This window comes from Actinophytocola xinjiangensis, assembly GCF_001921215.1.
GTDB classification, from domain to species: Bacteria; Actinomycetota; Actinomycetes; order Mycobacteriales; family Pseudonocardiaceae; genus Actinophytocola; species Actinophytocola xinjiangensis.
Genome location: NZ_MSIF01000002.1, coordinates 558823 through 574024 on the forward strand (window position 1 = coordinate 558823; position 15202 = coordinate 574024).

The window sequence follows — 15202 nt, forward strand, 5'->3', positions numbered from 1 at the left end:
CCGGTGTGTTGTTCCCGGATTTCCCTGTAGAACAGAGGGATGCGAACACTCCCCTTCTACTCCAGGAAATCCGGGTTCACCGCTGTCGGCGCACACGCCGAGAACATTCGCCGGCTGCCCGGCGAGGTCGCCGCGCTGTCGGCGGTCGCCCAGGGAGTGTTGATCCACGAGCACCTCGCCGAGTCCTACGGGGTGACGCTGGCCGACGAGGACCGGGCGCCGGTGCACCTGCGGGCCGCCGCCGACCTGATCGACCGGATCCTGGCCGTCGACCCCCGGCCGCTGGAGGTGGCCCGCGAGCCGGCGGCGCGCGTGGCCGCCAACTGCCGGCAGTTCACCGTGCTGGTGGTGGCGATGCTGCGCGAGCACGGCGTCCCGGCCAGGGCGCGCTGCGGGTTCGGCACCTACTTCGGCGGCGAGATCGTCGAGGACCACTGGGTGGTCGAGTACTGGCTCGACGGCCGGTGGCGTCTGGCCGACGCCCAGATCGACGACCACCAGCGTGAGCTGTTCGGCATCGACCTGGACCTGACCGACGTCCCGCGCGACCGGTTCGTGGTGGCCGGGGCGGCGTGGGCGGCGTGCCGGGCGGGCACCGCCGACCCGAACCGGTTCGGTCTGAGCATCACCGGCGAGGTCGGCTACTGGTGGATCGCCGGCAACCTGGTGCGCGACCTGGCGGCGCTGAACAACGTCGAGATGCTGCCCTGGGACGCGTGGGGTGTGATGCCCGGCCCGGACGACCGGATCGACGAGGAGCGGGTGGCGCTGTTCGACCAGCTCGCCGAGCTGACCACCGCCCCCGACGACCACGTCGACGCGCTGCGCCGCCGCTACGACACCGACGAGCGGCTGCGGGTCGGGCCGACCGTGCACAACGTGCTGCGTTCGCGCAACGAGCGGATCAGCCTGGACTTCGCCGGAGCTTGACCCGGTAGGAGTAGTGCTCGGGCAGGAAGTAGCTGATCGCCAGTTCGACCAGCTGCCCGGCGGTGGTCAGGTAGGTCCGGTCCACCCGCAGCAGCGGGGTGCCCGGCGCGCAGCGCAGCCGCTCGCCGATCTCCCGCCCGGCGGCCACCGCCGTGATGCTCTGCTCGGCCTCGGCGATCGGGTGCCCGGTGCGGGTGTCGACCATGGCGATCACCGTGACGTCGCTGACCGCGCCGGTCGTGGTCAGCTCCGGCAGCTCCGCCAGCCGGGTGCCGATCTCCGGCGGCAGGTGCACGGCGGTCACACAGAACGGGGTGCCGTTGTGCCGGCGGCGGAACAGCACGCTGTGCACCAGGTCGCCGTCCAGGCGCAGCCGGCTGGCGGCCTCGATGTCGACCTGGCGGCGCAGCGGCTCCACGATCTCCAGCTCGGTGTCCAGCGACAGGCCCATCAGGTCCTCGATGGACCCGAACTGGCGCAGGTAGGGGCCCTGCGGCGTGGCGAAGGTGCCCCGGCCGGCGGTGCGCCGCACCAGGCCCTCGGCGACCAGGTCGTGGAAGGCGCGGCGCACGGTCTGGCGGCTGACCGAGAACTCCCGCGCCAGCTCGGCCTCGGTCGGCAGCCGCACGCCGCCCGCGTAGCGCCCGCGCCGGATCTCGCCGCGCAGCGTGCGGGCCAGGCGCTGGTAGGCGGCCTCGGTGCGCACCGGCATCATGTCGGCACCCCCCGGGCGACGAGCTGGGCGGCGATGACGTTGCGCTGGATCTCGTTGGTGCCCTCGCCGACGATCATCAGCGGCGCGTCCCGGAAGTACCGTTCGACGTCGAACTCGGTGGAGTAGCCGTAGCCGCCGTGCACCCGCACCGCGTCGAGCGCGATCTCCATCGCGGCCTCGGAGGCGAACAGCTTGGCCATGCCGGCCTCCAGGTCGCAGCGCTGCCCGGCGTCGTGGCGGCGCGCGGCCAGCAGGACCAGCTCGCGGGCGGCGGTGTACTTGGTGGCCATGTCGGCCAGCAGGTTGCCGACCGACTGGTGGCGCCAGATCGGTTTGCCGAAGGTCTCCCGCTCGGTGGCGTAGCGCAGCGAGTCGTCCAGTGCGGCGCGGGCGACGCCCAGTGCCCGTGAGGCGACCTGGATCCGGCCGGTTTCCAGGCCGGTCATCATCTGGGTGAAGCCCTCGCCCTCGCGCCCGCCCAGCAGCGCCTCGGCCGGCGCGCGGTAGCCGGCGAAGGACAGCTCGCAGCTCTCCACACCCTTGTAGCCCAGCTTGGGCAGGTCGCGGGAGACGGTCAGGCCGGGCCCGTGTTCGACGAGCAGGACGCTGATCCCGGTGTGCCGGGGGCTCGCGGCCGGGTCGGTCCGGCACAGCAGGGCGATCAGTTGGGAGCGGCGGGAGTTGGTGATCCAGGTCTTGGTGCCGTCGACGACGTAGCTGTCGCCGTCGCGACGGGCGGTGGTGGTGATGGCCTGCAGGTCCGAGCCGCCGGCCGGTTCGGTCAGCGCCATGGTGGCGCGGATCTCGCCGGTGGCCATCCGGGGCAGGTAGTGGGCGCGCTGGTGGTCGGTGCCGAAGCGGTGGATGAGCTTGGCGACCACGGTGTGCCCGCCCATCGCGCCGGCCAGGCTCATCCAGCCGCGGGCCAGCTGTTCGGTGACCTGGACGTAGCACGGGGTGGAGACGGCGACCTCGCCGTAGGGCTCGGGGATCGCCAGGCCGAAGACCCCGAGTCGTTTCATCTGCTCGATGAGGTCGGTGGGGTAGGTGTTGGCGTGTTCGAGTTCGCGGACCACGGGGCGGACCTCGCGGTCGACGAACGCGCGCACGGTGTCCACCACGGCCTGCTCGTCGGGGTTCAGTTCGGTCATGCCATGGCTCCTCAGATCGCCCGCGTGGCGCGGAGTTCGGCCAGGTCGTCGTTGGTGCGGCCGAGGGCGCGCAGGATGGCCGCGGTGTGTTGGCCGACCGAGGGCACCGGGCGCAGGACCGGGTCGACGCCGTCGAGGTCGGCCGGCGGGCGCAGGACGTCGATCGCGCCGTGCGGGGTGGCGACCGAGGACCAGCGGTCGCGGGCGGCGAGCACCGGGTGGTCGAGGAACTCCCCGACGGTGTTGACCCGGCCGTTGGCCACCCCGGCCTCGTCGAGCAGTCGCAACACCGTCTCGGTGTCCATGGTGGACAGTCGGTCGCGCAGGACGTCGTTGAGCGCCGCGCGGTGGGCGACCCTGGCCGGGTTGGTGGCGAACCGGGGATCGGTGGCGATCGACGCGTCGCCCAGGACCAGCCGGCACAGGCCGGTCCACTCGCGCTCGTTCTGCACGGCCAGCACGACCGTGTCGCCGCCCGCGGTGACGTACGGGCCGTAGGGGGCGATGGTCGCGTGCTCGGCGCCGGTGCGTCGCGGCTGGGCCGGGCCGTAGCGCGTGTAGTAGGCGGGGGAGCCCAGCCACTCGGCCAGCGCCTCGAACAGCGACACCTCGACGGTGGAACCCCGGCCGGTGGCCGTGCGGCGCAGCAACGCGGTGAGTATCCCGGAGTAGGCGTACATCCCGGCGGCGATGTCGGCCACCGAGATGCCGGCGCGGACCTGGTCGGTGTCCGTCCCGGTCAGCGACACCAGCCCGGTCTCGGCCTGGACGATCAGGTCGTAGGCCTTGCGGTCGGCCCACGGCCCGGTGGTGCCGTAGCCGGAGACCGTGCAGTGGATCAGCCTCGGGTGCCGGGCGCGCAGCGGCGCGGCGTCCAGGCCGAGGCGCCCGGCGGCGCCGGGGGCGAGGTTGTGCACGAACACGTCGGCGCCGGCGAGCAGGTCGTGCAGCGCGGCGAGGGCGGCCGGCTGCTTGAGGTCGAGGGTGAGCGACTCCTTGGACCGGTTGAGCCAGACGAAGTAGCTGGACTGGCCGTGCACCGACTCGTCGTAGCGGCGGGCGAAGTCGCCGCCGCCCGGCCGCTCGACCTTGATCACCCGGGCGCCGAGGTCGGCCAGCTGTCGGGTGGCGTAGGGCGCGGCGACGGCCTGCTCCAGGCTGACGACCGTGATGCCGGCGAGCGGCGGCTCCTCCATGACGTCCCTTCGGGCGGCAAATGTACGGCCAATATCGCCGCCCACTGCCCGGCCTGTCAAGCACTTGCTCGACCCTTTGGCCGGACCAATCGCCGGCGTAACGTCGGGCGCATGACCGAACACGATCCACGGCTCTACGGCGCCCGCTGGGCCGACATCTACGACGAGTGGCACGACGGGCTGATGGACGACGAGGGCGCGGTCACCGCCCTGGCCGACCTGGCCGCCGGGGGAGCGGTCCTCGAACTGGCCGTCGGCACCGGCCGGCTCGCGCTACCCCTGGCCAGGCTCGGTGTTCCGGTGTCCGGAGTGGACATCAGCGAGGAGATGCTGGCCAAGCTCGCGGAGAAACCGGACGCCGACCGGATCGCCCTGACCGTCGGCGACATGACCACGACCAGGGTCGATGGCGAGTTCGCGCTGGTGCTCGTCGCGTTCAACTCGATCTTCATCCTGCCCGACCAGCGTTCCCAGGTCGCGCTGTTCCGCAACGCCGCCGCGCACCTGGGCCCCGGCGGCCGGTTCGTGCTGGAAACCGCCGTCCTGCGCGGCGACGGGCCGTCGAGCAAGCTGGACGTCGTCAGCGTCGAGTCCGACCGGGTGACGCTGAGCGCCGGTGTGCGCGACGCGGTCGCCGGGACCTACCAGGGCATGTGGGTCGTGCTCGGCGCCGACGGCACCCGCTTCTACCCGATCAGCGGGCGCCAGGTCACCCACCACGAGATGGACCTGATGGCGCAACTGGCCGGCCTGGAGCTGGAGAACCGTTGGGGCGACTGGAAAGCCGCCCCGTTCACCAAGGACTCCACGCTGCACGTGTCGGTCTACCGCAAGCCGGGCTAGACCTCAGACCGGCACCACCAGCAGCGGCTCGGTCCCGTCGCCGTGGATCTCGAAGCGGCTGATGTCGTGCTGCGGCAGGGCCGAGACCCCGGTCGTGCGGACCGACGGGCTGCCGTCGGCCTTCCAGGTGGCGACCTGCTCGCGGTCACCGAACCGGGACACGACGAAGACCTCGCCCTGCTGCGGCGCGGCGACCTCGTAGAGCGCAACGTCGATCTGGGTGCCCTCGGCGACCGGCTCGATCGTGATGATCGCGGTCACCCCGGACGTGGGGTCGGTGCCGCTCACCACGTGCGCGCCGGCGACCGCGCCGGAGGTCGGCGCCGGCGGCGTCGAGGTCGCCGGGTCGGCCACCTGTTGTCCGCCACCGGAACCACCGGACGTCACGCCGATCACCACGCCGACCGTCGCCAGTACCGCGACGACCGCCGCCGCCAGCCAGACCGGCCGACGGCGACGGCCGCCGGGTCCGGCGGCCCTGGCTGGTGCCTGGGTGGGTGGTCCGGCGGGTGGCCGGCTGCTCCCGGGGGACCGGGTGCCTTCCGGTCGCCGGGACACCGGCGCCGACCGGCCGGTGCTCTCGGCAGGCCGGGCGACCGGCGCTGAGCGGCCGGTGTTCTCGGCCGGCCGGGGGATCGGACGGTTCGGGCGGGTGACCGGCGTGTGCCGGGTGCCCGTGGCGGCCGGGCGGCCGTTGACGTGGGGGCCGTTGACCTGACGGCCGTTGGTCGGGGGGATCCGCTGGGGCTGGGTCGCGCCCGCCGGGCGGAGCTGGGGCGGCACCGAGGGGCCGGGCGGTGTCCGCTCGCCGGCCAGCTCGCGGAAGTTGATCAGCGAGTCCAGCGGCGGAAGTGCCGGCTGGGGGCCGGGATCGGCCTTGGCCGGCTTCATCGTGTCCAGGATCGCCGGCAGGTCGGCCAGCTCGATGTACTCCCGGCGGCACTGCTCGCACTGGGCGAAGTGCTCCTCGTAGGACGCCTCGTCCGGCTCGTCGAGAATGCCGAGCACATAGGCGCCGACGTCAACATGTCGCGGTGCGGTCATCGTCGGTTCACTCCCCGTCCCGAAGCTGTTGCCGCAGCGCGCGCAGCGCGTAGTACACCCGCGACTTCACCGTGCCGGGCGGTATCCCCAGTACCGCCGCCGCCTCGTTGACCGTCCGGTCGCGCAGGTACGTCTCGGCCAGCGCCTCCCGGTGTTCGGCGCTGAGGCCCTGCAACGCGTCTGCGATGACCATGGCGGACAACGACTTCTCCGATCCGTCGGGTACCGGCATGGCTTCCAGCGGCGCGGCGTCCACCTCCTTGGGACGGGCACTGTGACTGCGCCGGCCGTCGATGACGATACGGCGGGCCACGGTGTACAGCCAGGCACGTAACATGCCTGGCTCCCGATCCAGTCGATCGGCATTGCGCCAGGCACGGACCAGGGTCTCCTGCACGACATCCTCTGCCCACTGCCGGTCGTTGCCGGTCAGATGCAGCACATGTCCGAACAGCGCGCCACCGAACTCGCGGTAGAGCATCCTGACCAACGCCTCGTGTCTGTCCGAGACGTCGTCCGCGCCGGCGAGATCGATTCTTGAACGCCGGCTCACGGCGCACATCGTGGACCCCCTCGCCTCGCCTTGTCGAGTGACCCACGTCACATCTGATGATCTGACCGTGATTGAACCGTGACTCCGGGCTTTCCGTATCTGCTGGTGACCGCACGTGCTGGTGACGAAGAAACTCCTTGCTGAAGAAAGGAAATCTCCATGAGCACCCGATGCGACCACCCGGTCGCGCCCATCCCGTACACCAGATCCGGCGGGCGCGTCCGGGGCGACGAGTTCTGAGTCCACAATGGACCTACGAGTTCGTGGTCGCATCCCGGCGGTGACGTCGCCGGTGCCGCTCGTCCCGCTGGCTGCTGCGGTCCACGGGACGAGCGCACCGGTGTCGTCCGGCGCGGGCAGCGCCGAGCCGAACCCTGACCCTGGTGGAGGACACCGGACCGGTCACCATCACCGAACTGCCAGCGGAGACGCCGGCGACCGGCACGACGGCCCACCCGGGCCGCGCCCCGGCCGGCCACCCTCCGCCGCGCCGATCGAGCCGCCACCGGCTCCAGCGACAACGATCCGCCAGGGCGCCTCGATTCCGGCCTGGTCCCGTCCGGGACCGGCTGCGGGAACGGCGTCGACCCCGGCCCGGCGGTCGTCCTCCGCGTCGCACGGATCGGCCTGACCCTCCCCGAACGCACACACCGAACTGCGAGGCACACAGCTATGGCACGACACCAGATACCGCGACATCTACGCCGGCGGCTGGTCGCCGCCGGCACGGCCGCGGTCTGCATCCTCGGCGCGGCCGTGGGCATCGGCATCTACGGCGCCGCCCAGGCGGACGACGAGCAGGCCCGTCCGGTCCAGTGCCTGCCGGAGATCCCCCCGACCAGCGAGGCGCCGCCCCCGGAAGCCCCGCCGTCCGAGGAACCGCCGGCCGAGGAACCCCCCGCGTCCGAGGAACCTCCGGCCTCGGAGGAACCCCCGGCGTCCGAGGAGCCCCCGGTCTCGGAGGAACCCCCGGCCTCCGAGGAGCCCCCGGCGTCGGAGGAACCGCCCGCGTCGGAGGAGCCGCCGGCCGGGACCGCGCCCCAGAGCCTGCGCGGCGACTCCCCGCTGAGCGCCCGCCCGCGCGGCCAGCAGCCGACCGAGGAGCAGCCCCCCGCCTCCGAACAGCCCCCCGCCACCGAGGAGCCGCCCGCGTCGGAGGAGCCCCCGGCCACCGAGGAGCCGCCGGCGTCGGAGGAGCCACCCGCCGAGGGTGACGAGGAAGGGCCGCCGCCGCCCGAGACCGTTCCGCCGGTCGACGACGACGCCCCCGAGGACGACTTCGGCGACGACGAGTGCACCGACGAACTGGGCCCCTTCGCCCAGGACTTCGTCAGCATCCTCGAGGTCGACCGCAACAACCTCGCCCGGGGCCCCCGGCCCAACCGCAACGGCTCGCGCGGCACCTTCACCACCGACTGCGGCAACAACGAGAACGGCAACTTCAACTCCGACAACCTGATCGCCGCGCCCGGCAAGGTCAACGCCGCCGAGCACACCCACGACTACGTCGGCAACCAGGACGTCAACGCCGAGGCCACCGACGACAGCCTGGCCGCCGCCGAGACGACCTGTGAGAACGCCGCGGACCAGTCGGCCTACTTCTGGCCGGTGCTGCGCGCCCGCAACGCCGACGGCACCGGAGCCGTCGACGAGGTCAACGCGCACAACACCGGCACGATCCTGCGCCCGACCGTCCAGCTCCAGTTCCGCGGCAACGCGCGCTCCGACGTCGTCGCGATGCCCCGCTTCCTCAAGGCGCTGACCGGCAACTCCAAGGGCCAGACGGCCGGCGGCGTGAACGTCAACGCCAAGTGGACCTGCACCGGGTTCGAGAACCGGATCACCGACAAGTACCCGCTGTGCCCCCGGGGCAGCCAGGTCACCCGCATCGACGACTTCCCCAGCTGCTGGGACGGCGCCAACACCGACAGCGCCAACCACCGCGACCACATCGTGTTCCCGGACCGGCGGGGCGCGTGCCCGGCCGGGACGCAGGCGGTGCCGCAGCTGCGGGTCACGCTGACCTGGGAGGTGCCGCGCGGGCGGGTGTTCGCCCTGGACGCCTTCCCCGCGGAACTGCACAGTCCGGTGACCGCACACAACGACTTCATCAACGTCATGTCCGAGGACCTGATGAACGAGGTCGTGGAGTGCGTCAACAACGGCCGGCGCTGCTGATCCTCCCGCGTCCGCGGTAGCCGGCGGGCGGGCAGGTCGGGGCTCCGCCGACCTGCCCGCCGTCCCCGTTCCGATCCGAGGAGTCCTGGTGTCCCTTTACCTGGCGGCCGATGCCGGACACGACAGCGGCGTGCTCGAGGTGTCGACGCTGTCCGCCCGGCTGGCCTACGCGCTGATGTGCCTGACGCTGGTCTGGGGCGTGCTGACCAGCACCGGCTGGGTGAACCGGCTGACCGGGCGGGACGCGTTGCGCGGCAGCCACCAGGTGCTGGCCACGCTGACCCTGGCGTTCGCCTTCGTCCACGGCACCACGCTGCTGATGCTCGACAGCGGGGCGTGGGAGCTGGTGGAGGTGGTGGTGCCGTTCAAGGAGACGCTGCGCTACACGTTCGGCGTGCTCGCCTTCGAGGGCATGCTGGCCGCGTCGATCGCCGTGGGGCTCAAGCGGTTCATGACCTACTGGCGGTGGATGTGGCTGCACCGCCTCGCCTATCCGGCGTTCGTGCTCGGTGTGCTGCACGCGTTCTTCGGGGCGCTGGCCGCCGGCAGCCTCGCCACCGTGTGGATGCTCGGGATCACCCTGCTGGTCCCGGCGGTGACGGTGATGTTCCTGCGGTTCCTGCCGGCGCGGACGCTGGCCACCGCCGGCCTGGTCGAGGACCTGTGATGGGCGCGAGGAAGTCGAGGTCACGCACGACGGTCAGCGTGAACAACGACCGCTGCCGCCGGTACGGGATCTGTGTCGCCGAGGCGCCGTCGCTGTTCCGGATGACCACCGACGGCGGCCTGCGCTACCTGCGCACGGTGCCCGGCGAGCAGGTGGAGCAGGCGAAGGCGGCGGTGCGCAGCTGCCCGATGCTGGCGATCGAGCTGGACGAGAGGCGTTGAATGGGCCGGGAGCGAATCGTTGTCGTCGGTGGCGGGGCCGCTGGCCTGCGCGCCGCCGAACGGCTCCGCGAGCTGAACTTCGGCGGTGAGCTGGTCGTGGTCGGCGAGGAGCCGTACCGCACCTACCACCGTCCCGGCCTGACCAAGCACCTGATGACCGGGGTGGCGCGCCCGCGTGAGCTGGTGCTGCCGGTGCTCACCGACCTGGACGCGGTGTGGCGCTACGGGGTGCGCGCGTCGCACCTGGAGCCCGACGAGCACGTCCTGCACCTGCCGGGCGGCGAGGAGATCGTCTACGACGGGCTGGTGATCGCGACCGGTGCGCAGGCGCGGCACCTGCCCGGCGCGCCCCGGCACGACCCGCGCGTGCACGTGGTCCGCACGATCGCCGACGCGGTGGGCGTGCAGAAGAGTCTGCGGCGCGGCAAGGGCCGGCTGGCGGTCATCGGCAGCGGTTTCCTGGCCTGTGAACTGGCCTCCGCCGCCCGGGCGATGGGCCGCGACGCCACGATCGTCACCCGCGACCACGGTCTGCTGACCGGCGTGCCCGGCGGCGACCTCAGCGAGACGGTCACCGCGCTGCACGACGCCCACGGCGTGCAGATCGTGACCGACGCGCAGGTGCACCACTGGGTGCGCCAGCAGGACGGCGTCGCCCTGCACCTGACCACCGGCCAGGTCGTGGTGGCGAACTGTGTCGTGCTGGCGGTGGGCGCGGTCCCGGCGGTGAGCTGGCTGCGCGGCTCCGGCCTCATCCTCGACGACGGCGTCATGTGCGACGCGACCTGCCACGCGATCGGCGCCCAGGACGTCGTCGTGGCCGGCGACGTGGCGCGCTGGCCGAACCTGCGGTTCGACACGGTGCCCCGGCGGGTGGAGCACTGGCTCAACGCCGTGGAGATGGGTCGTGCGGCCGCCGAGAGTCTGGTGGTCGGTTCGGCGTCGGCGGCGCCCTACACGCCGCTGCCCAGGTTCTGGACCGACCAGCACGGCCTGCGTATCCAGGGCGCCGGTCTGCCGGCGCTCGCGCAGGGCACCGTGCCGTTGACCAGTTCGGTCGACGTCGGCCAGCGCGTCACCGGCTATGTCAATGACGGCGAGCTGGTCGGCGTGATGGCTTTCGACAGTCCCCGGGGCATGCTCGGCTGGACCGCCGAACTGGAGTCCCGCACCACGGAGGCCATGCGGACGCGTCCGGTCCGCGTGCGGCGGCCCGAGCCGGAGCCGAACCTGGCCGAGCCGCACCCGTCGGTCGCCGCGATGAACTCGACCGCGCGGACGCAGGCCACCGACGCCGCCCCACCGACCCAGGCCATCCCGGCCTTCGCGATGAGCGCCATGGAGTCCGCGGCGGCGATGGACGCCGCCGTGGCCAGAGCGCTCGAGATGTCCGACAGGAGTTCGATGGAACACCCGTCGATGCCCCCGGGCGGTTTCGCCCCGCTGGGTGGTTTCGCCGCGCAGGGCGGTTTCGCCGCGCAGGGCGGTTTCGCCGCGCAGGGCGACCAGGCCGCTGGTTCGTGGTCGGCCCGTTCGGTGCGTGGTGGTGACCACGGACCGGCGACACCGCGGTTCGGCCCGCTGGACTCGCCCCCGCTGGGCCCGGAGGACTCGTGGCCGTCCCTGCCGGCCGCCGGCGGGAAGTCCTGGCCAGAACTCCCCTCGGTCCAGGCGATGGACTCGTGGCTGTCGATGCCCGCGGTGGATTCGTCCCCCAGGCTGCCGGTGGTGAGCCGCCCCGACTCCCCGCCCGGCCGCCAGACCCCCTTCGATTCCGCGCCCGGCCATGGAACCCACCCCGACTCCCTGCCCGGCCGTCAGGCGCCCCCAGATTCCGCGCCCGACCGCCGAGCCCATCCTGATTCCGCGTCCGGCGGCCAGGCGCACCCTGATTCCCCGTCCGGTCGCCGGGCGCGTGCGGACGACACCCCGCCGTCGGGGACCCTGGCCGACGCGCTGGCGAAACGGTCCGGCCGCCGGACCCGCCCCGAGGAGGTGACGAGCTCGATCCCGCCCGTCCGCGGTTCGAGACCAGAACGCGACGACACCCAGGCGATCCCGCCGGTCCGCGAAACCAGAGCCCAACGACGGGCGAGGGCGGCGGTGGAGGAGACCACCGCGATCCCGCCGGTGGACTCCCCGAAACGCCCGGTACCCGCCGACTACTCACCCACCACCCGCCGCCCCACCTACGACGAGTCCGGTCCAGCGATGGCCTCCATCCCGTCGATGCCCGCCGTGGGCCGCCACGCCGAACCGGAACTCCCGCAACTGCCCCCCTCCCCGCCCACCGGCTCCGCCTACACCGGCTCGGCCCCGGCTACCAGGCCCGCGTTCGCTGGTTCGGGTTCGGCTGGTGGGCCCGCGTTCGCCGGCCCGACGTCGGCGGAAGTGACGGCTGTTCGGTCTTCGCCCGCCGGTCCCGCGTTCGCCGGGCCGCCGCTTCCGGCGGAGGTGACGGCCGCGGGGCCGTCGACGGGTTTCCCGACGGCGCGGCCCCTGCCCGTGTCGCCGGCGGCGCGGCCGCAATCGACGTTCCGGCAGCCGACACCGCTGGAATGGGCCGAAACCGGCGAGATCCCGCCGGTGCGGTCAACGACTCCGGCGGCCCCTCCGGTGTTCTCCGCACCGGGCGGGCCGCCGGGCCCTCCGGTCCGTCCGACGTTCCCGCCGGCCGCGGGCTCCCGCGCCACCGGCTGGCCGACATCGTCCGCACCGGACTTCCCGCAGTCCGCCTACCCGCCGCCGGGAGCACTGGGCCGCACCCGCCCCTCAGGCCCGCAGGCCGGCGGACCCCAGTACCCGCCGACCCCACCCGATTCCGCACCATGGAACCCCGTCAACCGCTACCCACACCCCACCGCCTCGTCGCCAGGCATGCCTCCAGTGGTTCCGACGGACTCCTCACCAGCCATGCACCCGGTAGCCCCGGCACAGTTCTCGCCCAGAACACACCCGGCCGCTCCGACACACTCCTCGTCGGGCCCACGCCCGGTCGGCCCGACGGCCTCTTCGTCGGGCCTACGCCCGGTCGGCCCGACGGCCTCTTCGTCGGGCCTACGCCCGGTCGGCCCGACGGCCTCTTCGTCGGGGATGCGTCCGGTTGGTCCGGTGGATTCTTCGGCGGGCCTGCGTCCGGTTGGCCCGACGCAGTCCTCATCCGGCATGCGCCCAGTCGGCCCGACGGATTCTTCGGCTGGCCTGCGCCCGGTCGGTCCGATGGATTCTTCGGCTGGCCTGCGTCCAGTTGGCCCGATGGACTCCTCGGGCGGGATGCGGCCAGTCGGTCCGATGGGGGCCGCGCCGGGAAGGCCGGCCACCGCCACCCACCCCGGGATGCGGCCGGTGGGGACCTCACCGGCCAGGCGTCCGCCCGGCCCGGCCGATTCGTCGGGCGGCCTGCGGCCGGTCGCCCACCACCCCAGTTTTCCGGCGCCACCACCGCACCCCACCGACTCCGCGCCGCGTCCCGTCGGCCCGCCCGGTTCCGCGACCTCCACCGGGACCCGGCTGGCCCAGGTGCCCCAGAGGCCCACCACCCCGAGCCTGCCCGGCATCCCCGCCATCGCCAGTGGTGTCAGCCCGTTGGCTCCCGTCCCCGAGACCCCGCCCAAGGAACGGGTCTTCGCCGATGTTCCGCCAGCCCCGACCTTCCGCCCTGCGAGCAGCCGCGCGGCCGGTAACCCCCCAGCCGGCCGCGCGGCCCCACCCGACCGTGAACGTCACCCCGACGCCAAGAAGCCCAAGGCCACCTCCCGCCGCCGCCGGGCGGCGATGCCGCCGCAGGGCACGGTCTCCGCCGTGCCTCCGGCGGTACCGGGGATAGAGGACCCGTCCCGTTACGAGGAGATCACGCCGATGGGCTGACCGGGCAGGCTGACCGTCACCGCGAGTCCACCTTCGGGCCGGGCCTGTGCCGACGCGGAGCCGCCGTGGGCCAGGGCGACCGAGCGCACGATCGACAACCCGAGCCCGGAGCCCTTCGCCGAGGTGAGACGGTCGGGCAGGCGGCGGAACGGTTCGAACAGCGTCGGCACCTCGTAGGGCGGGATCGCCGGCCCGGTGTTGCTGACCTGCACCTCCACCCGCCCGCCGGCCGTCCGGCTGGCGACCCGCACCCACCCGTCCGGCTCGTTGTACCGCACCGCGTTCTCCACCAGGTTGTGCACCATCCGTTCCAGCAGCAACGCGTCGCCGGTCGTCCACGCCTCCCGCGCCGCCAGTTCGACCGGGTGCTCGAACTGGGTCACCACGTGGCTCACCACGTCCGCGAGGTCCACCGGCCGCCGCTCGGTGATCTCGTTCTCCGAGCGGGCGAGCACCAGCAGCCCGCCGATCAGCCGCTCGTGCCGGGAGTTGATCTCCAGCAGGTGTTCGCCCAGCCGGATGACGTCCGGTGACGCGCCGCGGCGGTGCATGGCCATCTCGACCAGCGAGCGGCCCAGCGTCAGCGGTGTGCGCAGCTCGTGCGAGGCGTTCGCGACGAACCGGCGTTGGCCGTCGAAGGACCGGTCGAGCCGCTCGACCATCGTGTCGAACGTGTCGGCCAGGTCCTTGACCTCGTCGTCGCGCCCGCGCAGGGCGATGCGTTCGTGCAGGCCACGGTCGGCGGCGGGTGCCAGCGAGATGCGCCGCGCGGTGTCGGTGACCCGGTGCAGCGGCGCCAGCACCCGGCCGGCGACCAGCCAGCCGAACCCGGCCGCCGCCCCGCCGACCAGGCAGAGCGCGATGGAACCCTGCGCCAGCAGCGAGGTCATCGCCGCCGCACGCACCTGCCGCTGCTGTTCGAGCATCCACTCCTGGGCCTCGTCGGGCGGCTCGCCGGTCTGTGTCCAGGTGCGCTGGCCGTCCGGCTGGACCTGGGCGATGACCTTCATCCCGGACCGGGACAGCTGCTGGTTGAACAACGCGTAGGTAACGCCGAGCAGGACGACGCCGGCCACCAGGAACAGCCCGCCGTGGAGCAGCGTCAGCCGGGCGCGCAGCGTGACCCGCCTGGGCCGCGAGCGCTTCACGGGATCCGGTACCCGACGCCGGTCACCGTCACCACGACCGACGGCTCGCCGAGTTTGCGGCGCAGTTTGAGGATCGTCAGCCGCACGACGCCGGTGAACGGGTCGGCGTGCTCGTCCCACGCCTTCTCCAGCAGGTGTTCGGCCGACACCGGCGCTCCCTGCGCCAGCAGCAGCTCGGTCAGCACGGCGAACTCCTTGCGGGACAACGGAACGTAGTGCCCGTCGCGGAAGACCTCGCGGCGGCCGGGGTCGAGGGTGATGCCGGCGCGGCGCAGCACGGGCGGCGCGGCGGGGCGGGCGCGGCGGCCCAGTGAGTGCACCCGCGCGGCCAGTTCGGGGAACGCGAAGGGTTTGGTGAGGTAGTCGTCGGCGCCCAGGCCGAGGCCGGCGACCCGGTCGGTGATCTCGGCGGCGGCGGTGAGCATCAGGATCCGGGTGGTCGCCGCCGAGTCGACGACCTGCCGGCACACCTGGTCGCCGCCGACGACGGGCAGGTCGCGGTCGAGGACCAGCACGTCGTAGGCGTGCACGCCGAGCCGGTCCAGTGCCGCCGCGCCGTCGTGGGCGACGTCCACGGCGTGGGCCTCGTCGCGCAGCCACTCGGCGATCGCGTCGGCGAGCAGCGGCTCGTCCTCCACCACCAGTACCCGCATGGCGGAATCATCGCCGAACACCATGTTTCCTTGCCG

The 15202-nt window shown here is 73.0% G+C and carries 13 protein-coding genes; 6 read left to right on the forward strand and 7 right to left on the reverse strand.

Annotated elements, in window-relative coordinates:
* The first annotated feature begins 39 nt into the window (after positions 1-39).
* Positions 40-930: a transglutaminase-like domain-containing protein gene (locus tag BLA60_RS07275; RefSeq protein ID WP_075131942.1), complete on the forward strand. Its 891-nt coding sequence runs from the start codon at positions 40-42 to the stop codon at positions 928-930.
* On the opposite strand, the gene BLA60_RS07280 is transcribed toward BLA60_RS07275, so the two are convergent.
* From BLA60_RS07280 to BLA60_RS07290, 3 genes are read right to left on the reverse strand one after another with little or no spacing between them, the layout of a single operon-like run.
* Positions 905-1645 (reverse strand): GntR family transcriptional regulator, encoded by a 741-nt coding sequence (locus BLA60_RS07280; RefSeq protein WP_245811858.1) that lies wholly within the window; start codon positions 1643-1645, stop codon positions 905-907. The two genes, BLA60_RS07275 and BLA60_RS07280, sit on opposite strands and share 26 nt — an antisense overlap.
* Positions 1642-2796, reverse strand: coding sequence for an acyl-CoA dehydrogenase family protein (locus BLA60_RS07285; RefSeq protein WP_075131944.1), 1155 nt, complete (start codon positions 2794-2796; stop codon positions 1642-1644). Before BLA60_RS07285 ends, BLA60_RS07280 begins: the two co-directional genes overlap by 4 nt.
* A gap of 11 nt (positions 2797-2807) precedes the next feature.
* Positions 2808-3992, reverse strand: coding sequence for a CaiB/BaiF CoA transferase family protein (locus tag BLA60_RS07290; RefSeq protein WP_075131945.1), 1185 nt, complete (start codon positions 3990-3992; stop codon positions 2808-2810).
* A 111-nt stretch (positions 3993-4103) separates the two neighbouring features.
* Here BLA60_RS07290 and BLA60_RS07295 point away from each other — a divergent pair, with 111 nt between their 5' ends.
* On the forward strand, positions 4104-4835 hold the full coding sequence (locus tag BLA60_RS07295; protein ID WP_075131946.1) for a class I SAM-dependent DNA methyltransferase: 732 nt from the start codon (positions 4104-4106) through the stop codon (positions 4833-4835).
* Between the two features lie 3 nt (positions 4836-4838).
* Here the strand turns inward: BLA60_RS07295 and BLA60_RS07300 are convergent, their stop codons facing one another.
* Both BLA60_RS07300 and BLA60_RS07305 read right to left on the reverse strand, forming a co-directional pair.
* Positions 4839-5879 carry an anti-sigma factor family protein gene (locus tag BLA60_RS07300; protein ID WP_154814182.1) on the reverse strand — a complete coding sequence of 347 codons (1041 nt, stop codon included), beginning with the start codon at positions 5877-5879 and terminating at the stop codon, positions 4839-4841.
* A gap of 7 nt (positions 5880-5886) precedes the next feature.
* Entirely contained in the window at positions 5887-6441 is a 555-nt protein-coding gene (locus BLA60_RS07305) for a sigma-70 family RNA polymerase sigma factor (RefSeq protein ID WP_075131948.1), read from the reverse strand.
* Positions 6442-7104: 663 nt separating this feature from the next.
* Between BLA60_RS07305 and BLA60_RS41975 the strand changes: the two genes are divergently transcribed.
* The 4 genes from BLA60_RS41975 (at position 7105) to BLA60_RS43055 (ending at position 13365) form a co-directional block, all read left to right on the forward strand.
* Positions 7105-8610 carry a DUF1996 domain-containing protein gene (locus BLA60_RS41975; protein ID WP_075131949.1) on the forward strand — a complete coding sequence of 502 codons (1506 nt, stop codon included), beginning with the start codon at positions 7105-7107 and terminating at the stop codon, positions 8608-8610.
* A gap of 88 nt (positions 8611-8698) precedes the next feature.
* Positions 8699-9277 carry a ferric reductase-like transmembrane domain-containing protein gene (locus BLA60_RS07315; RefSeq protein ID WP_245811859.1) on the forward strand — a complete coding sequence of 193 codons (579 nt, stop codon included), beginning with the start codon at positions 8699-8701 and terminating at the stop codon, positions 9275-9277.
* Complete coding sequence (locus BLA60_RS07320; RefSeq protein ID WP_075131951.1) at positions 9277-9498, forward strand: ferredoxin; 222 nt, start codon at positions 9277-9279, stop codon at positions 9496-9498. Before BLA60_RS07315 ends, BLA60_RS07320 begins: the two co-directional genes overlap by 1 nt.
* Positions 9499-13365 (forward strand): FAD-dependent oxidoreductase, encoded by a 3867-nt coding sequence (locus tag BLA60_RS43055; RefSeq protein WP_075131952.1) that lies wholly within the window; start codon positions 9499-9501, stop codon positions 13363-13365.
* On the opposite strand, the gene BLA60_RS07330 is transcribed toward BLA60_RS43055, so the two are convergent.
* A complete protein-coding gene (locus BLA60_RS07330) occupies positions 13338-14513 on the reverse strand; it encodes a sensor histidine kinase (protein WP_075131953.1) in 1176 nt (391 codons plus the stop codon). The genes BLA60_RS43055 and BLA60_RS07330 overlap by 28 nt on opposite strands.
* Positions 14510-15166, reverse strand: coding sequence for a response regulator transcription factor (locus tag BLA60_RS07335; RefSeq protein WP_075132121.1), 657 nt, complete (start codon positions 15164-15166; stop codon positions 14510-14512). The genes BLA60_RS07330 and BLA60_RS07335 overlap by 4 nt, the downstream gene beginning before the upstream one ends.
* Positions 15167-15202: the final 36 nt, after the last annotated feature.